Below are 20,138 nucleotides of genomic sequence, written 5' to 3'. Positions count from 1 at the left end.
ATTACCGTTGCCGCAGCATAGGGCGATCATCGACCGCCCACTCGATCGGCGTATAGACAAAACCCAATCCGGCGGATTCAAGCGCTATGCGATCACTCGCCTTAACATTCAGTGTTGCGCCAATCTCTATCATGTCGAGCAGAATGTCGGATGTGACCTTCACTTGCATAGCGTAGCGGCCGGCCAGCAGTGGAAACTCAAGAATCGTGCAGTCAAACACCGCCCGGCCGTCGACACTGACGCCGCGGCGGTGGTTGGTGAAAGCGACGGAGAGAACCACGGTGTTATTCTCGTCGACGAAACGCAGACCAAAGTTCGGCTCGTGGATCGGTTCACGCGCGCTGCAGTGCAGCCGGATCTTCAGCGGCTCCATGGTCCGCACCTCGTCGAGCGGCCGGTCGTTCAGGTCCAGCACCTCGATCTTCGTCACACGCATATCGCCGGTGCCGCTGCGTTGCTCGAGGCTCTGGTCGCCCGAGGGCTGGGCACTCTGCGCCGTCTTCGGTGCGTTGATGCGAAAGTACTCAGCAACGGCCTCCGTGGCGTCGCCCATGGCCACGGTGCGCCCCTCCTGCAGCACGATGACACGGTCGCACATCCGCTCGATCATGTAGGGGTTGTGCGAGACGAACACGGTCGTCACGCCGGCATGGCGCAGCCTTGAGAAGGCGCTGATGCACTTCTTCTGGAAGGCGAAATCGCCGACGGCCAGGACCTCGTCGATCAGCAGCACGTCCGCGTCCACATGCATTGCGACCGCGAAACCGAGCCGGGCCATCATGCCGCTGGAGTAGGTTCGCACCGGCCGGCGGAACCATTCGTCGAGTTCGCAAAAGGCCTCGATCTCGGGCATCTTGGCCGCGATCTCGGTCTGGCTGAGCCCCATGATCGCGGACAGGGTGCGGGCGTTCTCCAAACCGTTGAGGTCGGGATTGAGACCAGCGTTCAGTTCGATCATCGGGAAGAGCCGTCCGGAAACCCGGACATCGCCCGCCGTCGGCGGCGAGACGCCGGAGAGCACCTTCAGCAGGGTGCTCTTGCCCGACCCGTTGCGTCCCATAATACCGAGCGTCTCGCCGCGCCTGAGGGAGAAGCTGAGGTCCTGGATGGCGAATGGGCCCGGGCCGAGACCTCGCTCATGTCCGCGAAGCCTGTGGACCGCGCGTTTGGCCCAGTAAAGCGGCGACAAGCCAAAGGGCAGGCCATAAGACTTCCAGAGCCCGTCGACACGGATGACCTCCGGAGTCTCATCTTCAGCATGCGTGTGACCCTCGTCGAGGCTTATGTCCGCAGGACGGTCGGGTTCTGCGGGCTTCTCGTTGGCGCACGCCACCGATCGCGCAACCGGCTTGCTGTTTGGCTGCTCTGGCACGGCATTAAAGGACATCGGAAAAGTATCTCGACAGTTTTTGATACAAGGGAACCGCGATAATCCACATGATGATCGTCACCGCGACGGGGCTGATCAACATCTCCATGTCTGGTGCGGTGCCGCGACCCAACACGGATCGGAAGGACTCCAGCAACCCGACCAAAGGGTTCAGGATATAGATGCCGCGCAAGGCTTCGGGCACGATGTCGATAGGATAGACGATCGGCGAGACGAACAGGAAGGCCTGTAGCACGACCGGCAGGGCCACCAGGATATCGCGCACGAAGGTTCCGATCGCGCAGATCAGAAGACCGAGGCCGACGGCGAAGCCCGTCAGAAGCAGCAACAACGGCGCCAGCCAGAGCAGATGAGGCCCGAGCGGTACGCCGAAGGCGATCATAAGACCAAACATGCCTAAGGCCATCACCGTGAGGTCGACGAGCGGCAAGGACGCGCTCACCAGCGGGAAGATAAAGCGATTGACGCTGATCTTCTTGATGATGTCGGCGTTAGATACGACACTCGCCCCTGAGCGATTGAGGGCATTGCTGATGTACAGCCATGGCATCAAGGCGCTGAAGACGAAGACCGGATACGGCAGACCCTCGCTCGGGATGTCTAGGAACAATCGCAAGCCGATGAAGACCGTCATATAGAACAGAGGCTGGATGACCGCCCAGCCGATTCCGAATTTCGCGCGCCGATATTGGGCGCTGAAGTCGCGGATCCAAAGCGTACGGAACAGTGTCCATTGCTGTCGCAGGCCGGTCTCTTCGAACCGCGCCCGTGCGTTCGGAACCAGCGTCATCTCCATCCTTTCCAGCAATGCGGGAGGAAACCCGAAGGAACAGACCACATAGACTCGTTTCGCCCAAAGGCTCAACACGGCAACAATCCGCCGCGTCGCAACCGTGTCTCGGTCGTTGACGGGAGGTTTCGGCCGAACACCCCAACGCTCGCGTAGGAGGACGCGCTGGCGCCCGGCGGGAACAGTCTCTGAGAGGCCACTGGCGAAAACCGCGATTAAGGCGGGCCGGTGGTCAGGTATGACAGGGCCGTCAGGTCTCGTTGCGCACGGCGGGGCGGACGCGCATCGCCTTGAGATCGCTGGTCACCATCTCCGCGACCAACTCTGCAAAACCAGTGGTATGGCGCCAGCCCAGACGCTCCCGCGCCTTGGTCGGATCGCCCAGCAGCAGATCGACCTCCGTCGGCCTGAAGTAGCGAGGATCGATACTGACCAGAACGGCCCCGGTGCGAGAACACCGTCCGACCTCGTCCACGCCGTGGCCATGCCACTCAATGCTGCGATCGATCACCGCGAAGGCACGCTCGACGAACTCCCGCACAGAGTGCGTCTCACCCGTGGCCAGGACGTAATCGTCGGGCGTCTCTTCCTGAACAATGCGCCACATCCCGTCGACATAGTCGCGTGCATGTCCCCAGTCGCGCTTGGCATCGAGATTGCCGAGCCGGATCCGGTCTTGAAGGCCGAGCGAAATCGCGGCGACAGCGCGGCTGATCTTGCGAGTGACGAAAGTCTCGCCGCGGATCGGGCTTTCATGATTGAACAAAATGCCATTGGACGCATGGATGCCATAGGCTTCACGATAGTTAACGGTGATCCAGTAGGCGTAAAGTTTGGCTGCGGCATAAGGAGAGCGAGGATAAAATGGGGTCGTTTCGCGCTGCGGCGTCTCTTGAACCTTGCCGAACAATTCCGAGGTCGAGGCCTGATAAAACCGCGTTCTGGATTCAAGGGACAGGATGCGAATCGCCTCCAACAGGCGCAAGGTCCCGAGCGCATCGGCATTCGCGGTATACTCGGGGGTTTCAAAGCTGACCTGCACATGGCTTTGGGCGGCCAGGTTATAAATCTCGTCTGGCTGGACTTTCTGGATCAGGCGTATCAGGTTGGTTGCGTCCGTCAAATCCCCGAAATGCAGGAAAAAGCGGCATTCGTGTTCCTGCGGGTCCCGATACAGGTGGTCGACCCGTTCGGTGTTGAAGGACGATGAACGCCGTTTGATGCCATGGACGATGTAGCCCTTCTCCAGCAGAAATTCCGCAAGATAGGCGCCGTCCTGCCCTGTTACACCGGTGATAAGCGCGGTTTTTTCCGTCACGTCGCTGCGCTCCGCTCCGTCTTCTTCATACGGCCTTGACGATTTTCTCGATGCCGCACGTGCGGGGCCGCGTTGTCTGAGGTGTGAATCGCGCAATGCACCCTGGTCACTTTCTTTCCATCAAATCGCCGTCGCGATTCGTTCCGGTTCGCTCGGGATTTGCTCTAGGATCGGAAACGTTCAAGATTGTCCAGGAACCACTGGTAATAGAGGGCCAAGCCGTCGCGCAGGGACGTCCGCGCCCGCCAGCCCAGACCGTTGATGCGCGAGACATCCAGCACCTTGCGCGCCATGCCGTCCGGACGCGTGGAGTCATACCGGAAGACGCCGTCGTAGCCCACGGTCTCTCGGATGGCGGTCGCGAAATCGGTAATCGTCAGGTCTTCACCCGTGCCGACGTTGATCGGCGCCTCATCGGAGTAGTGCGTCATCAGGAACACGCAAGCCTCTGCCAGATCGTCGACATAGAGGAACTCGCGCCGGGGCCGCCCGGTGCCCCAGATCGTGACCTCGCGTGCGCCGCTCTGCTTGGCCTCGTGGATCCGGCGCAGCAACGCGGCGGGGACATGGCTGTTCTCTGGATGGAAATTGTCGCCGGGCCCATACAGATTGGTGGGCATGGCGGAGATGAAGTCACACCCGTGCTGGCGTCGATACGCCTGACACAGCTTGATGCCAGCGATCTTGGCGATGGCATACCATTCATTGGTGGGCTCCAGGGGGCCCGTCAGCAGGGCGTCCTCGGAGATGGGCTGGGCCGCTTCGCGCGGATAAATGCAGGACGACCCGAGAAACAACAACTTTCTGACGCTGCCCCGCGCGCAGGCATTGATGATGTTCGCCTCGATCATCAGGTTGTCGTATAGAAAGTCCGCCGGGAAGGTGGAGTTGGCATGAATGCCGCCCACCTTGGCCGCGGCCACGAAAACCATGTCGGGGCGTTCCGCAGCGACGAAGGCCTCGACCTCGCCCTGGCGCCGTAAATCCACGTGGTCGCGGCTCTCCCGGATGATGGTGCAGCCCTCACGCTCCAGCCGGCCCACGATGGCCGCGCCGACCATGCCGCGGTGCCCCGGAACCCAAACCCGCTTGCCCACCAGACTGAGAATAGCGGCTCTCCCTTGCGTTTGCAGAAGCCCGTGATCGCGACCCCATCACCAGCGGCGGGGTCATCCTGACAGACAGATGGCGGTTCGCCACAGCTACCGCACTCCGGGTGAACGCACCCGGAGGCCAATGGAACAAACCCGAGCCGCCCACGCGCTACGCCGCGCCCCGCCGGCCCTCAAGGGAGCGGGGGTCAACTCGCCCGACGGACGGCGCTGTGGTGCGCGGTCACACGAATCTCGCGGCCCAGAAGGTCCAAGAGAACCGTGACCCGCTCCCTGTCGGCCATGATCTCGAAGCGGGCCACCAGATCCCTAAACGGTCCCTCCTCCACGACCAGGGCCTCTCCGGGATGGAACGCGGGCACCGGGACTGTGACTGCCCCGGCCTCTGATTCTCGTTCCATGAGCGCTTCGACCAAGCCGCCGGGCAGCGGGGTTGGGCGCTCCCCTCGACCGACCAGATGCTTGACGCCGAAAGTCCCGTTGATCGCATGCCAAGGTTGTGCCTCAACATCCAGGGGTGTGAACAGATAGCGCGGGAACATGGGCCGCAACACGGTCTCCACCCGCCTTGCATGCCGCCGCGTTCGCTCCAGGCGAGGGCAATAAACCTCATAGCCCTGGCGGCGCAAGTGAAACTCCGCCTTTTCCTCCGCTCGCGCGTGGGTATGGACGGCATACCAACGTCTCATGCGGCGGTCCACTTCCCGTCGCCAAGACGCCCGAGCTCGGCCGACACCGCAGGACCATGCGGGTGCAGGAAGGCCGGGGCCAACAGGCGATCCGTCGCGATGTCAGCCGCCCTGGCGGTCTGAACCCGCGCGGATACCTCCAGAACCTCGGTCAGGACGATCGCATCCAACTGGCCTCCCATCGCAAGCGCCCGGGCGGCGGCAATGTCGGCCACAACGGCCACGCCAGATCGGACCTGCCCGGCGCGCGCCGACGCGATCACGGCAAGAGGAGGCACGCCGGCCTCCTGCGCCCCCAGGAGCGCGATGTCGGCCATCTCGCCGCCCCCCAGAAGGGCGACCCGGGTCCAGCCCTGGCGCTGGCAGGCCACGAATTCGGCCGCGAAGGCTTCGCGCGCGTCGCGAATGACCGTGAGCGAATGCTCCAGATACTGAAGAGTCAGGCGAGACTTCTCGGCGAACCCCTGGGGCGTCAGGTAGTAGGCATACCGCCGCGCCGGCGCCGTGCCGACCTTGACCAAGCCCTTTGCGGCGGCCCGCTTCAGGACCGCGTTCGTCAGGCCCACCGCAATGCCCAGCCGGGCCGCGAGGCTCCGCTGGGACTGACGAGGATCATCCTCGATCGCCCGCAACAGCCCGAGGGTGAGATCAGTGTCGGCCGCCGATCCAGCCGCAGTCGTGGCGCCTCTCGTGTTCATGGCATGAACGTCTACGCTCCGGGCCCCTGCGTGTCAACCACGGCCAATCCGTTGTCCTGCCGGGGGCCATGCTGAACCGGCCCTCATGCCCCGGGTGAAGACCGTGGACCTGAGCCGATGGCTCAACATCCGTTTTCAAACCGCTCGACCAGACTCGCGATGAGGCGGTCAACCGCGGCCATTGATATGTCGTGACGGGCGATGGTGTCGTCTACCAACAAGGAATAGTGTCCACCGCCGCCACGGAGGCGAGCCCTTCCACGCTGGGCTCATCGACGTCCAGCACGACCTCATCGGCGACGCGCGCCGGCAACTGGTCGCGTTTCCAGATGGATCGGATCACGGCTGTTCGAAGCCGGGCAATGTCGTCCGTGGCTTGGATGTCGATCAGGGCACGAACGTGATCGATGGAGGCATAGGGGGAGCGCGGCGCTGTTCGTTCGGCCGGGCGCGCAGGCTCCTCCGGGGCCGTGTCGGCCTTGATCTCCGGCGGCACGGCTGTTGGCGCAAACATGCCTGCTCCGACGGCGAATCCAAGGCAGAACACGACCGAGAGGATGCCGACGACGGTCTTTGGTCCTTTGGTCTTGAACCGACCTTGCATCATGAGGCCCCGCCCGCGGCCGCCGCGCGGGTCTTCCGCGCGCTCAGGATGCACAGTCCGGTGCCGCCGAGCAGAAGACCGAAAACCACGATGGAAACGGATAGGCCCAGGGACCGTGTCCGAGACTGATACGTGAGCTCAACGCGGTTGTGGCCCGCAGAGATGGGAATCGCCATAAGGGCGAAGTTCGCCCGATAGATGTCCACAGGGTTTCCGTTGAGACGCGCCTCCCAGCCGAAATAGAAGGGCTCGCTGATCACCAGCATGGCGGGCTCAGGTGTGGTCACCTCGATCACACGCTGGTTGAGATCGGGCATGGTCACGGTTGGGACTGGCAAAGGCCCGGCGCCGATGTCCCAACGGGCCGGGGCCGTATCGGCGAACGGCAGGCTGCCGTACAGTCGACTGGCAACAGGGTTGGGCGCCAGACGCCACTCATAGACGTTGTGTCCGACGCGGAGCGGTGCCTCCGGCCGCAGGCCATACCGCGTTTCATCGCTGGGCGCCGTCGACGTACGCGGATCGACCTCAAGCAACACGGTATCTGGCGTGAAGGTGAGGTCGGTCAGCCGGCGCAGCAGCGCGCGTCGTTCCGGAATGACCTCCACCGCGCTTGCCAGCCAGGCGCGCGGTTGCGCCCCCACGTTTTCGTAAAGATTCATCGGGCCGTCTTGGCGCTTGACATATTGCGGTACCGATAGTTCAGCGGCACTGAGGACCCACCGCACGTTCAACAAATCGTAGGAACGCGCATGCAGGGGAAGATCGTAATAAAACTCGCTCAACATCTGGGGGATGGTGGGGTCGGTGCCGGGCGGCTGAGCCTGGACCGCTTCAACAAAGATCCGGTAGGCGCGGCCGTTGAGGGCAGAAACACCGCGGATATCTTCCACCCTGTAAAGCAGTGACATGCCGCCGACAAAGGGCACTTCGCGGCTGATGCGGACCACCGGTCCGGCTCCCAGATCCTCGACGGTGTCGACCGTCTCCAGGTAGTTTCGGATCCGTTCTTGTTTGTCGACAGGACGATTGACCGCGACAACCCGTCCCGGTTCTGTTTGTTGGCGGATCGTGTCGATGGCGGGAACGTCGGGAACCAGCGAGTCCGCCAGGGTCCAGTCGAGTTTGTTGTGATAGGACACATAGCCGGTCACGGCGAGGGAGACGCCCATCACTCCAGCCATGACGGCCCGACGGCGCGGATAAGCGCGCAGGCCTAGAACCAGGGCGAATTCAATAGCGAGAAGACCGAGCGCGGCGGCCAGTTCCCAGGGCATCGGATCCCATCGCGCAATCAGACGGTCCACCTGTGCCGCGACCAGCGGGGGAATGTGTTCTGGAACGCCGGCCTTACCAGCGGACAGGAACGCTTGAAGGTCGCTTTCCAGCAGGCGCCGCATGGCCCACGAGGCGTAAATCGCAATCGAGGCCGCGACGACAAGGACGCCTGCCCAAGCCCACCGGGCCCAACGCCATCGGCGATCCGAGGCCAACCGGCCGACCGCAACCAAGCCGAAGCCGGCCCCCAGCCAAAGAAACACGTTGGCGCGGATGACCACGCCGGGCAGGTTGATGGCGTCCAGCAAGGGGATCGCGTTCAGCAGCGCGGCGATCTGCGGTACCTTGGCGGCGAGCGCTAGGGCATTGTACCCGAAGAAAATGAGGGCGAAGCTCAGCAACAGCGGCGCGGCCTGACGCCGCGTTTTCGGCTCCACAACGGCGAGGACGCACAGCATATAGGCCGTCAGGGACAGGTAATGACCGTCCAAGTTGAACCCAATCACGGGGATCTGGCGGAGAGGAAAGATCTGGTTGATATAGGATCCAAGGCTATCAAACGAGAACCAAGCCTGAAGCCCGAGCGTGAGGTCCTCGTAGCGCGGGAACGGCAGCGGCATGAACCTGACATAAACCGGCATATTCGAGCCTTTCGGCGTCACCGACCGGTATGAGTCAAACGCCACCTCGAGGGTTGGCAGCCAAGCCCAGGCCCCAACGGCAGCCGCCGCAAGGCAGAAGGCGGCGCCCGCGAGCAGGGTTCGGCCGTCAGGCCACCGCAGGCGGCCATCCGGACGCAACACCGCGCAGGCAAGCATGAAAACGGCGAGGAACGGTATGGCGGTCAGAAGGGTAAACTGCACATGACTGCCCAGGTGCATCAGACCGACGAGGGCGCCCCCGCCCAGAGCCCAGGCGGCCTTTTCGGCCGTTATCGACGCCTGCCAGATCCGTAAGCCGACCAGAACACCCACAAGAAGCCAGAGATTGACTTCAGCGTGAGGCGTCTGAAGCCAAACCAGCATATCATATGTCAACACCAGCAGGACGACACTGACCGTCCGCGCCCAGACCGGGAGGCCAAGCGTTCGCAGGATCAGGTTGCCCAATGCGATCACCGCCAGCCCTGTCACGAACGGAAGCACGGAAAACCCCAGTTCCGGCCCAAACAGGTGCGCGATCTGGGCCATCAGGCCCGCCAGCGGATAGCTGCCCTCCGGCCACAGCGGGACGCCGCCGAACATGAAGGGATTCCACTCCCAACTCGCACCGGTCTCGCGCACCCAATGGGCGAACGACCAATAGGGATAGGCGCCCTGAACCATGTCCTGGTTGAACGCCTTCAGGGGAGCGGCATCCGGTTGGGCCAAGGACCAAGCGTAGGCGGGATCAACCCGCACGTGGCCGCCAAACAAGCCCGGGACATGGAACAGGGTCAGCAACAGTGTGGGCAGCCACCAACTGATCAACGCGGATCGATCAGCTTTGTTGTCCATCGCGACCTTTGCTGTCATAGGTGTTCCTTACTCAAACCGGCGGTCTCGGCGAACCCGACGTTCATCAGACAGTCTATGATTGATAGTCCGGGACGGAAGGTGTTGCGGTCGAACTGCGGATACGTCGGGTGTTTGAAGGTCTGATAGGCGAGGGTAATCCCCGCCTCGGCAAAAAGTTCATCATTCTGATAGCCGTCCGCCCCGCCGCCACATAGGTACGTATCTCCGCCCAGGCGTTGGACGATGCCGATCAGAAGATCGGTAGCCTGCCCCTCCGGGGCCACGTCGGACGACCTCACCAATCGCGCGCCGTCGATGCCCAAACGGCCCACAAGCGATGTGATGATTGCGATATTGAAGTCGGCGACGTTGTTCGCAGGGTGATCCAGCAGGTCCAGAAGGACCGGAAAAACGCTGTCGAAATGCGGCGCCTTGCCATAGTAGGTCCGCAGGGCGCTCGCCACCTTTCGCCGCCAGGGGAACCCCGGCTTGAAAACGGTCTGATTGATTGCGTTGTGCGGCGGCCGGCCTCTTTCCACGGGGGCGGTCAACCAGTCGTCGCCCTTGCCTGACCTGACCATGACGCGGTTCATGTATGTTCCGCCCTTCAGCGGAAACTGAACATGGTCGAGAAACACAAAAACGTCAGCGCGGACGATTTTGTCAAAGTAGCCCAGCCAGGGAAAAAAATTGGGCTGGTGAATGGCAATGGTGACACTCATGAGCGTTCTGTGCGGAGTAGGCCAAAAATAAGAACATCTAGCCAGCGCCCTTCAATAAAAGCCGCCTCCCGCAATAAGCCCTCTTGCTTGAATCCGGCCTTTTGATAGACATGAATGGCGCGCAGGTTCGTAGAAAACACATGAAGCATGATCCGGTGTAGCTTTAATGTATGAAATCCGTGATCGACCAATAGACGCACAGCCGCACTGCCAGCTCCCTTATTTTGGAAGTCAAAGCGACCGATTCTGATTTGTAGTTCTGCCGATCTGTGAATATCATGTATGTTTGTAAGCTGACATGATCCGATTGCCAATCCGCTATCACTGTCCTCAATCATGAAAAAAGAAACATCTTTCCGTAACGATATGCCCTCAAACCATTTCTTATGTTCAGTTTCAGAGATAGGGCGAAATGGCGCATTCATAACCACTAGATCACGATTGTTGATCCACTCAAATAGGAGGTCCGAATCTTCAAGCTTGACAGGTCTGAGCCGAACTGAGGCGGAGAAACTTGATCCATTCATGCCACCGTCTCTCCGATGCGGAAGGCTAAATCGGTCCCGGGGCGTCCCGGCAATGCGATGGTCCGGACGTGCGCCAGCTTTCGGTCCCAGATCCGCGCCGGTGACAGGTAATGGTCGATCACCACGGTCGTCCCATTTCCTTCCTGATAGCGCGCGCCCGGCAGCGGCGCGACCAGCGCCCGGATCATGTCGTGAATGCGCCGCACCGGCCAACACCACGCGAACAGCCCATCTTCCGGGGTGCGGCGTGGCCAAGAGCGTGCCTTGCTTTCATCCTGGGGGATACGAGGGGCCGTCTCGGGCAGGACTTTCGGCAGGTTTTCGGCGATCATCTCGGCCATTACGGGTCTCTGCCGCTTCATCACGTCCAGCCAAACGTCGTCCGGCCGCAATGGCACGACCCTCCTCTCCACGATATCGCCGGCATCAAAGGTTTCCGTCATATGGTGCAGCGTGACACCCGTTTGCGTTTCGCCGTTCAGGATTGCCCATTGGATCGGATTGGGGCCTCGGAACTCTGGCAGAAGAGCGCCATGCAGATTGATCCCGCCCAACCGAGGCACCCGCAGGATATCTCCGCGAACCATGAGGGAGTAGCTGTTGACGAAGATGAGGTCCGGGGCGAGGTGACGGACCGCCCGCGAGAACGAACCGTAGTCGGGGCTTCCCATCTTTGGCTGGACGAGGAAGGGCAACGCGTGTTCGCCCGCCGCGGCCCGCAGCGCGTCATGTTGGCCGGGTCGGAGCGCCGATGCGACGATGCCGCAGATCAGGTTCCGGACGGGCGAGTCCAGGGTCAAGCGCGCGCCAAAAGGATCGGTGAACAGCAGCACCCTGTTCATGGCGGGGCAGCGCCGGTTACGGCGCCCCTGAGCCGGCCGATCAGCGCGACAATGGTGGCGTTGCTTTGATGGTCGTTCCGATCCTCCTCCAAGCGGGACTCGTCCCCGATGCCAAGATCAGCCAAACGTCGCCTCAACTCAACCTCGGCCAGGTGCGGGACCCGGCGGCGAATCAACTCCTCAACGAGATAGCCCAGCGCTTCGTCCCATGACAGAAGCCAAGTGAACGCCTCCTGATCCGCGTGGCGCAGGTTGACACGGCCACTGTCCGCAATCAGCGAATCGTAGTGCCGATCCAGCCAGTCCGCCCGCCCGCCAATCACCCGAGCCATCCGTTGTCGTGGGGCCATCGGTTCCGGCGTCCACCAGCAAGGGTGTGTCAGAACGTGCAACCGTTCGTCCGCAACCGCCTCAAGGACGTCCGCCAAACGCTGGAAGCGCCAGTACCCATTGGAGTCGGAACAATAGGCGAAGCGATCCCGAACGCCGCGCCCAAAGGCGTTGATCAGGCCCGCCACCTCGTCGTCATCGGACGCCTGCCACCGGCCCGTGTCGGGCATGTGGAAGGACAGGGTCTCGACGCGGACATGGAGCAGGCGTTCCAGCAGCGCGCGTTCCTCAGAGATGAAACGCTCAAGGTCCGCTCGGCTGTCAATCTCCTGACCGTAGAACGTCGGATCGAAATGCAGACCGATCGCATGCCCCATCGCGGCGATATCGCGCAGACGGTTGAGAATGCCTCGCTCCAAGACGCTGTAGAATTCGCTATGGAGCATGATGAAATACGTGGAAAACGCCCCACACTCGGCTTCAATTCGTGCCAGGGCATGGGCGCGATGGACGGAAAAGTCCACGTCATGGCGCCAAAGGCAAATGCGTCCTTTGCGGTATATATCGGTGAAGGAGATAAAAGTATATGAATCAAGCGCTTTTCTAAGAAGGTGGCGGTAGTGTATCTCCGTAAAATCCGCTGTTGCTTCATATGCACTCATGCTGAGGTTAGCCTATAGAAATGGCTTGACTTGTATTCATCAATTCTGTGTTCTTGATGATCTGATACTTTTTGTCCGGCTTCCTTTGCAAATGCTTCGAACTCATCGGGTGAGAAGCGTTTGAAGTGAAAGGGGTCCTCAGCGCCATCCGGAATTTTTAGATCATCATACCACGCATTTCGAATCGTCGGTTTAGGTGCGTTTTTTGATTTTTCCCCAATCCAAACGATTGTCTCTCCGCCTTTTTTCGTGACTCGTTTCGCCTCACGCAAGGCGACGATCGGCTCAATGAAGTGATCAAGTGAAGTGGCAAAAACAGTTTGATCAAACAGACCATCACGAAAAGGAAGGCACTCGCCCAAACCGCGAACAAACGAGAAGCCGCGCGGTTGGAAGCCTACAAGAGGATCAATTCCTACAAACACGGCATCTGTCGACGCGCCATGCTGGATGTGGGTTGGTATTTCCTGTGGGCCACAGCCAATATCAAGAATCTTACCCGAAAACTTCGCGAACTCGGCAAACGCGATACCGTCAGGCCGGTGACCCACCAATAGGTTCTTCTCAGGATCTTCTGTGTAACTGACGACAGAATTGTCCTGCAGTGTCTGCCATGTCCGCCAATCTTTCTTTTCGAAGACCGGAATTTGATCGGGTACGAAATCGAAAAAATATCCGTTTTTGTCTAGGCAGTAATCAGCGACACTCGATTTCAGACAATTACCAACCCGCACCAAGGTCTCGCGGGTCACCGGGCAAACGAACCAATCAACAGGGATGGCACCAAGGTTCATCAATCTATTCCTTTTCAGCGTTTAGAACTCACATCCGGGTCCGCTTGTTAACATTGTTCCGGAATCGACAAAGGTCAGAATGGTTTATTAAGCAATAGCATTGCCTTTACTTTTAACATCTCAAGGAGATACAGTATTATGGTCCGCAAATTGGCAACTTTTGAAGAACCGCTCAATCTTCTTCGGAAAAAAATTTGACCGGACCCAAAGCTACACCCCTTTTTTCGGCATTTGAGGATAAGCTCAATTTGCACCAGCCCCGTTCTTGACCAGAGTTCGGTGCCCCGGGCCAAGTCACCACGAAGCAGAAGCGGCCCCTCTTTGCCCACGGGGTCTACCCCAAGAACAAATATACTCAAATAGCGAAGTCCGGCGCTTAGGAAGCGACGCGACAGCGGGCGGACAGTTTGTTCGATGGTAGGGTCTTCGGCCGAGCGTGAACTTGTTATGACGTCTGCCTGTCTCCGTAGGGCGTACAGCCTCAGCGCCTCGCTTGGAGGAATTTCACCATCGGCAGGAAGGGTGGTAACAAAGCTGCCGGAAGATACAGAGTATCCAGTGTTTAGGGCGCTGCCATAGCCCTGATTATTACGGTGTTTCCGAATCATAACTTCTGGGTGCTGTCTCTCAAGATATTCAGCAACAAAAGCCGTCTCATCAGTGCTGCCGTCGTCAACAATAATTATTTCAAAAGATGGTAGATCCGGTGAATCTTTCAGTTTTTTAAGTGTTTCCTCTATAACCGGCCGCAGGTTTTCCGCCTCATTGTAAGCCGGAACGACGACGCTGAGAGCCGGCGCGGGACAGCTTTCCTGAGGTGTCGCATTGATCATGTGTCTTAATGCCTAAGTTTTCTTGAAGTGTCAGGGGCCGGTGTGAAAGCGGCCGCCAATGCGCCGACAGCCCCCAACGACGTGACCGTAAGCGCCAACCAGACCAGTGACAACACGATGGCCGCTTCACTGGGGAACCCTGAGTGAACCAGGAAGAGCAGGAACGTCGCCTCGCGAATGCCCAAGCCGTTATAGGAGACCGGCAGAATCGACAGCAGCATGGTCAGTGAGACGGCCATCACCACCGACCACAAATCAACCGGCCCGAGGTCACGCCCAACCCACCAAACCAGAACGCACACAGCCAAATGTAAAATGATGCTGTATCCGAGCAAGGCCAGCATGGCCCAGACATGGTGGCGGTACCCGGCCAGCATCCGAACGGCGTTGGCGGCCGCGAGGTAAAAGCGTCGCGCGAAGCGACGCCCCAGAAGAATCATGACCAGAATTGCCGCGAAAGCCCCTCCGGCGGCATAGGGCAGGTAACCGCCGAAGCTGAATGCGACGTCGCCCAGGACGGCGGCCACCAGCGGGTCGGTGGCGACGGCGGCGGCGCAGGTCGCCACAATCGCCGCCAGACCGAGAACGCGGTCGGCGAAGACCGTGCCCAGCGTGTGCGAGGCCGTCCTTTTCGGGTATTCTGTGACGTAGAACACGGACAAAATGTCACCCGCGACCCCGCCCGGCAGGGCCACGCTCAGGCCCTGAGCAATCAGACGCACCCGCATCACCCATAACAGTGTGGCGCCATAGCCCCTCAACCTAAGAAGACCCCACCAGCGTACGGCGCCGGCCAGCGAAAGCGCGATCAGCCCGGCCGCCGCCGCGGTCAACCGCCAAGGCTCAAGGTCAAGCGCCGCGGCGACCATCCGGTCCCAGTCGACGAAGTGCAGAAGAACGCCAACGATCAGAACAGAGAGGCCCAGGCGCCACAGCACCGCGAGACCCTTGCGGCCCCAGGTCGATGATCGATCCCGCTTCGGCGGCGGCGGGGCGGCGATCTCAGGCATATGCCTCGTAGCCTCCCTTGAGGAACATGCGACACCATGTTTCAAAAGATAGAAGAGACCATATCAGAAGACGCCGGTTGGTCTTGCCGCTCAGATGTTCCTCGATCAAGTCCTTAACAACGGAATAATCCATCACATTGTAAATTTCCGCATCGGGCCTGCAGAGCGTGTCGCGAACATAGTCTATACTGTCACCCTTGAACCAACTGCCGTCCGGACCGGAGAAGCCTTGCTTGGCCCGATCTGTTATTTCATTGGGAATGTGTCGTGACATCATCTTGCGCAGGATCAGTTTGCCGTCTCGCGTTCTCTGGAAGTACATGGAGCCCTTATCCCCGACCTCGTTTTCGTTCATTTTCAGAACGTCTTGCAGGTTCGCGAGCTTGAACCGTGTCGGCACACGCATGCCGAAGTCCACGAGGTCATTGTCCAAGAACGGTACGCGCGTCTCAAGCGAATGCGCCATGCTCAACTTATCTTCCATGAGAAGAAGGCCATGGAGGAATGTTTTTGCCTCAAAGTACAAGGAGTGATTGATGAAATCTTCCGGGGTGTTTAGGTCGTTGGCGTGGGACAGGAAGACGTCTCTAAATATATTGCGCGTCCACACACCCTCAACTTCATTTGCCACGGGAGCAAACAAACTTTTTACGAGCCGATTTGGGATCAATCGCTGCCAAAACACGTAGTATTTATCGATGTAGTCGTCAAAATCGGTCGCGGTTGATGCTCGGTAATAACGCCAAGGGTATCCCGCAAATATTTCATCGCCACCGGCTCCCGACAACACCACCTTGACAAACTTGCTGGCCAGTCTCGCGGCAAAGGCATTTGGATAGCTTTGTCCAATGCGGGGATCTTCCAGGTGCCAGATCAGCGAAGGCATAATCCGGGCCATATCCCCGCCTTTAAGGATAACCTCGTATTGCTCTGTTCCGAACAGATAAGACATCCGCTCGGCGTTCTGTCGCTCGTCGAACGACAGCTCAATGCCAGAGGCTGACGTCATGTCGAAGCCGCAGGTAAAAGTCTTAAGGTTTGGGTTGCTCCTCGTGGCAAGCGCTGTAATCGAACCGGAATCCATTCCGCCACTGAGGTAGCTTCCCACCTCGACATCAGAAACAAGCTGTCGATTTACCGCTTGGTGAAAAAGTTCGTCCAATTCTTCGAGATAATCTTCTTCGGTTCGTAGGGTATCGGTCTCAAAGAACTGGAAGTCCCAGAACGTGTGCCGTTCGTCGATCACAGACCCATCGGCTTTGAACTGTGCCCATGTCCCCGCTGGCAGGAGTTTGACCCCCTTGAACAGAGTGTTGTCTGTAAAAATGTTCTGAAACGTAAAGTACTCCAAGAGAGAGGGATAGTTTAGGGCGATAGAAAAGCCAGGGTGCATCAGCATTGATTTGATTTCGGATCCAAAAAGCAAGGATCCGTTTGTGACAGTAAAATACAACGGCTTAATGCCGTATCGATCTCGCGCGAGTATGAGGGTCTTTTCCCTTCGGTCCCAGAGCGCCAGAGCGAACATGGCATTGAAGCGTTTCAGGGCATCGGGGCCCCATTCCACCAAGGCGTTCAGAACGACCTCGGTGTCGCTGTGACCGCAGAAACGATGCCCTTTGCGTTCCAACGCGGCGCGCAGGGGGGAAGCGTTGTAGAGTTCGCCATTGTAGGCCAACACGAAGCGGCCGCAGGCGCTCACCATAGGCTGATGGCCGCTGGGGCTCAGGTCGATGATCGCCAAGCGTCGATGTCCGAGACCCAGGGCGCCGTCGATGAAGCTGCCGGAATCGTCGGGCCCGCGGTGGGCAATAATATCCGTCATCGCCTTAAGGGCGGTTTCGGATGCAGGCGCACCGTCGAAATTCAGAATGCCAGCTAGGCCGCACATAACTTCCTGTTGATTCCTGAGTTAATGTGATTGCGGAAAGGTATTATTGTGGAGTGTTCTGTATAACCTCTGCCAAACCTTCCGCGATGCCGAGTCTTGGTGGCGCGAGCTCGGCCTGCATCTTCGATATATCTGCGATCAGGTGCGGTGACGGCCCTGGACGCTCCTCAAACGACGGAACGCGCCCGACACACTCGCCGATCACCCCCCCCAGGGTCCGCAAGTCAATGGCCTGTGGGCCGGCAACATTGACCGTCTGATGGCCGACCGCGGATCGGGTCGCGGCAAAGGCCTCGGCCGCGTCGTCCACGTGAACGGGGTTCAGGGATAGTCCTGACGGGCCCTGAAGGTGGATTGGTTTGCCATCGCGCACGCTGTTGATCAAACGGGGAATCAGCATGGTATCCCGTTGGCGCGATCCGTAACAGAAGAACACCCGCAGAATCGAGACAGCCAGTTTGTCGCGATACGCCTGTGCCAACGTTTCGGCCGCCAGTTTGGTCGCGACGTAGTGGTTCTGAGTCCAGGCGGAGGCAAGTTGACCGTCCTCGCAGACGGGGCTTGGCGATGGGGCATAGACGCCGCCCGACGAGGCCAGAACGAACCGTGAGCAGTTGCGGCTCGCGGCAAAATCCAATAGCGCCTGCGTCGCCCAGGTGTTGACCATGAAGACGTCGTTGGCACCTTGTGGAAAGCTGGTGTAGTGCGGTGATTGCGCAAGGTGAAAAATGCATTCGGGTTCGACCCTTGGAAGGTCAAGCGGTGCGCGCGCCAGATCAACGTGATGCACCGTCACCGACGCCGGGAAATCGGGCCGGGTCCGATGAACCAAGGCATGAACAGCATCGCCTCTGTCCGCGAGGAGACGCACCAATGCGTCGCCAAGCAGCCCACCGGCTCCTGTCACAAGAATTGGCTTAGCCATGTCGTCCTCTGGGCCGGCTTATGGCGGTCGGCCAAGCGACCGATTGAAAAGGCCCCTTCACCTTGGCGCCCCTTGCCCTGACCGGTCAGCCCGGCAGGCTGGCGTTGCCGCGCCGGCGTTCGACCTCGCCTTTGTGGGCCGCGCGCCAAGCGATAAGGCGCCTCAGCCCTTCGTCAAGGCCGACTTCGGCCCTGAACCCGATGTCCTTCGCTGCCTTCTTTGGGCAGCCGATGCGGTTGCGCACGAGCGTCGCCTGACTGCGCGGGGCGTAGTTGATGTCCTGAGTCGTACCTGTAAGGGCGACAAGTTTTTCGGCAATTTCGCGCAGCGAGGTCCGCTGTCCGGTGCCCACGTTATAGAACTCGTCGACGACATCGGCTTTCATCGCACAGATATTGGCCTTCGCGCAGTCCTCAACCGCAACGAAGTCGAACGCCTCAGACCCATCGCCGAAGACCGTGGGGCCAGAGCCTTGATCAATGGCGTCGAGCATCTTCATGATAACGGCGATATAGGCACCCTCGTAATCCTGGCGCGGACCGTAAACGTTCATGTAGCGAAGCCCGACGTAATTCAACCCATATCGGTGATGGAAGGCGCGCAACATAGCTTCGCCGCAGATTTTGGTTGCTCCGTAGAAGTTCTTGTTGTTGAAGGGGTGATCTTCCGTCATCGGTTCTTGAAGGGCGTCGCCGTACACCGAGGCTGACGAGGAATAGACGAGGCGCTCTACTCCTTGTTGAACGCAGGCTTCCATGACGTTGAAGGTACCCGCAACGTTGACCTCGAAAGCCGAGCGCGGGTAGTCATGGCAGTGTAAGAGCCATAGTGCCGCAAAATGAAAGACTGCGTCCCCTTCTTTCAGAGCGCTGGCAACAATATCTGTCTTGGTGATATCGCCGCCCGCTTCAAAAAGCTTGACGCGAGGGTCTTTAAGGGCTTCGGTTAGATTTCCCATCGAGCCGCGCAAGAAATTGTCGAAGATGACAATTTCCTTGACGTCTTCTCGGGTGAGTTGATCCACCGTATGCGAGCCGATTAGCCCGGCGCCGCCGATGACAACGACACGTTTTCCCGTCAGGTCCATCCCAGTCCTCATGTTGCTTTCGTTCGAACATCCGATCTGACCCTAAGGCGATCCGTCATGTTGGGCGCAGGCCTTCACAAGAGCATCGACAACGTTCTGGAACACAGGCTGTTCCATATATGGATGCATCGGCAGGCAAAGGACCTGATCGGCCGCCTGGTCGCCTTCGGGCAAATCCGCGGTCGGGTCGGCGACGGCGGGCTGTCGGTTCAGCGGCACGGGATAATGAACGGCCGTCGGGATGCCCGCGTCCTTCAGGGCGGCCTGGGCCACTTCACGGTTGGTCACCCGGATGGTGTACTGCGCCCAGGCGCTGCGCCGGTCCTCCAGGATCTGCGGCGTGGTCACGCAAAGCGGGGTCAGCGCCGCGTCATAGGCGTCCGCCAGGCGCTGCCGTGCGGAGATTTCGTCATCCAGCACAGCTAGCTTGGGTAGAAGAATCGCGGCCTGGAGGGTGTCGAGACGGGAGTTCACCCCGACGCGGAGGTGATGATAGCGGCGGTCCTGACCGTGGCGGGCGATCTGTCGGAGGACCTTGGCAAGCTCGGGGTCGGAGGTGAACATGGCGCCGCCGTCGCCGTAACATCCCAACGGCTTGGACGGAAAAAAGCTGGTGCAGCCGATCAGCGAGAGATTGCAGGACCGGCGCCCCTTGTAGGACGCGCCGAAGCTCTGCGCGCCGTCCTCGATGACCGGCACGCCGTGGCGGGCGGCGACGGCGTTAATGGCGTTGAAGTCGGCCGGTTGGCCATAGAGCGAAACCGGAAGGATGGCTTTCGTTCGCGGCGTGATGGCTGCCGCCAGCCGGCCCGGGTCCATGGTGTAGGTCACCGGGTCGATATCGACATAGACCGGCCGCGCCCCCAGCACAGCCGCCGTCTCGGCGGTGGCGATAAAAGAAAACCCCGGACAGATGACCTCGTCGCCCGGTCCCACGCCCACGGCCATCAGGGCAATTTGCAGGGCATCCGTGCCGTTGGCGCAGGTGACGCAGTGCGTGGCCCCGGTGTAGGCGGCCAAGCGCTCTTCCAAAGCGGTGACCTCGGGGCCCAGGATGTACTGGCCATGGGCCAGAACACGGGCGATGCCGGCCTCGATCTCCGGCCTCAGGCGGTCCTGTTGGGCGGCGAGATCCACGAA

19 protein-coding genes are annotated in these 20,138 nt (G+C 60.0%); all 19 read right to left on the bottom strand.

From position 1 onward, the window contains the following. Nucleotide 1: 1 nt before the first annotated feature. The 19 genes from BLS85_RS16015 to BLS85_RS15925 all read right to left on the bottom strand — a co-directional run bounded on the left by BLS85_RS16015 (nt 2) and on the right by BLS85_RS15925 (nt 20,135). Complete coding sequence (locus BLS85_RS16015) at nt 2-1,387, bottom strand: ABC transporter ATP-binding protein (RefSeq protein ID WP_092787749.1); 1,386 nt, start codon at nt 1,385-1,387, stop codon at nt 2-4. Next, on the bottom strand, nt 1,377-2,180 hold the full coding sequence (locus BLS85_RS16010) for an ABC transporter permease (RefSeq protein WP_176793814.1): 804 nt from the start codon (nt 2,178-2,180) through the stop codon (nt 1,377-1,379). The genes BLS85_RS16015 and BLS85_RS16010 overlap by 11 nt, the downstream gene beginning before the upstream one ends. Before the next feature lie 250 nt (nt 2,181-2,430). Then, nucleotides 2,431-3,498, bottom strand: coding sequence for a GDP-mannose 4,6-dehydratase (gene gmd, locus BLS85_RS16005; RefSeq protein WP_092787747.1), 1,068 nt, complete (start codon nt 3,496-3,498; stop codon nt 2,431-2,433). Nucleotides 3,499-3,662: 164 nt separating this feature from the next. Then, the gene (gene fcl, locus BLS85_RS16000) at nt 3,663-4,607 is read right to left on the bottom strand and encodes a GDP-L-fucose synthase (RefSeq protein ID WP_281242570.1); all 945 of its coding nucleotides are present in this window, start codon (nt 4,605-4,607) and stop codon (nt 3,663-3,665) included. 191 nt (nt 4,608-4,798) lie between these two features. Next, the gene (gene nusG, locus BLS85_RS15995; RefSeq protein WP_092787746.1) at nt 4,799-5,299 is read right to left on the bottom strand and encodes a transcription termination/antitermination protein NusG; all 501 of its coding nucleotides are present in this window, start codon (nt 5,297-5,299) and stop codon (nt 4,799-4,801) included. Continuing rightward, entirely contained in the window at nt 5,296-5,997 is a 702-nt protein-coding gene (locus BLS85_RS15990) for a winged helix-turn-helix transcriptional regulator (RefSeq protein WP_092787745.1), read from the bottom strand. The genes nusG and BLS85_RS15990 overlap by 4 nt, the downstream gene beginning before the upstream one ends. 211 nt (nt 5,998-6,208) lie before the next feature. Continuing rightward, nucleotides 6,209-6,511, bottom strand: coding sequence for a hypothetical protein (locus tag BLS85_RS15985; protein WP_143027228.1), 303 nt, complete (start codon nt 6,509-6,511; stop codon nt 6,209-6,211). A gap of 89 nt (nt 6,512-6,600) precedes the next feature. Further along, the gene (locus BLS85_RS15980) at nt 6,601-9,393 is read right to left on the bottom strand and encodes a YfhO family protein (RefSeq protein ID WP_143027227.1); all 2,793 of its coding nucleotides are present in this window, start codon (nt 9,391-9,393) and stop codon (nt 6,601-6,603) included. After that, nucleotides 9,390-10,097, bottom strand: a complete 708-nt coding sequence (locus tag BLS85_RS15975; protein WP_092787742.1) for a WbqC family protein — start codon at nt 10,095-10,097, stop codon at nt 9,390-9,392. Before BLS85_RS15975 ends, BLS85_RS15980 begins: the two co-directional genes overlap by 4 nt. Continuing rightward, nucleotides 10,094-10,624, bottom strand: coding sequence for a GNAT family N-acetyltransferase (locus BLS85_RS15970; RefSeq protein ID WP_092787741.1), 531 nt, complete (start codon nt 10,622-10,624; stop codon nt 10,094-10,096). The genes BLS85_RS15975 and BLS85_RS15970 overlap by 4 nt, the downstream gene beginning before the upstream one ends. Then, the gene (locus BLS85_RS15965) at nt 10,621-11,457 is read right to left on the bottom strand and encodes a methionyl-tRNA formyltransferase (RefSeq protein ID WP_176793812.1); all 837 of its coding nucleotides are present in this window, start codon (nt 11,455-11,457) and stop codon (nt 10,621-10,623) included. Before BLS85_RS15965 ends, BLS85_RS15970 begins: the two co-directional genes overlap by 4 nt. Nucleotides 11,458-11,462: 5 nt before the next feature. After that, complete coding sequence (locus BLS85_RS15960; RefSeq protein WP_176793810.1) at nt 11,463-12,242, bottom strand: polysaccharide deacetylase family protein; 780 nt, start codon at nt 12,240-12,242, stop codon at nt 11,463-11,465. A 212-nt stretch (nt 12,243-12,454) separates the two neighbouring features. Then, a complete protein-coding gene (locus BLS85_RS15955) occupies nt 12,455-13,252 on the bottom strand; it encodes a methyltransferase domain-containing protein (protein WP_092787739.1) in 798 nt (265 codons plus the stop codon). Nucleotides 13,253-13,326: 74 nt separating this feature from the next. After that, complete coding sequence (locus BLS85_RS15950; RefSeq protein ID WP_092787738.1) at nt 13,327-14,085, bottom strand: glycosyltransferase family 2 protein; 759 nt, start codon at nt 14,083-14,085, stop codon at nt 13,327-13,329. 5 nt (nt 14,086-14,090) lie between these two features. After that, complete coding sequence (locus tag BLS85_RS15945) at nt 14,091-15,095, bottom strand: lysylphosphatidylglycerol synthase transmembrane domain-containing protein (RefSeq protein WP_092787737.1); 1,005 nt, start codon at nt 15,093-15,095, stop codon at nt 14,091-14,093. Beyond that, a complete protein-coding gene (asnB, locus tag BLS85_RS15940) occupies nt 15,088-16,986 on the bottom strand; it encodes an asparagine synthase (glutamine-hydrolyzing) (protein ID WP_092787736.1) in 1,899 nt (632 codons plus the stop codon). The genes BLS85_RS15945 and asnB overlap by 8 nt, the downstream gene beginning before the upstream one ends. Before the next feature lie 43 nt (nt 16,987-17,029). Next, complete coding sequence (locus tag BLS85_RS15935; RefSeq protein WP_092787735.1) at nt 17,030-17,911, bottom strand: NAD-dependent epimerase/dehydratase family protein; 882 nt, start codon at nt 17,909-17,911, stop codon at nt 17,030-17,032. A gap of 85 nt (nt 17,912-17,996) precedes the next feature. Next, nucleotides 17,997-18,998: an NAD-dependent epimerase/dehydratase family protein gene (locus BLS85_RS15930; protein WP_092787734.1), complete on the bottom strand. Its 1,002-nt coding sequence runs from the start codon at nt 18,996-18,998 to the stop codon at nt 17,997-17,999. Nucleotides 18,999-19,040: 42 nt separating this feature from the next. Continuing rightward, a complete protein-coding gene (locus BLS85_RS15925) occupies nt 19,041-20,135 on the bottom strand; it encodes a DegT/DnrJ/EryC1/StrS family aminotransferase (RefSeq protein ID WP_281242567.1) in 1,095 nt (364 codons plus the stop codon). Between the last annotated feature and the right edge of the window lie 3 nt (nt 20,136-20,138).

Source organism: Rhodospira trueperi, assembly GCF_900101965.1.
In the GTDB taxonomy this organism is placed as follows: Bacteria; Pseudomonadota; Alphaproteobacteria; order Rhodospirillales; family Rhodospirillaceae; genus Rhodospira; species Rhodospira trueperi.
This window is presented reverse-complemented; position numbering and strand designations above follow the sequence as displayed.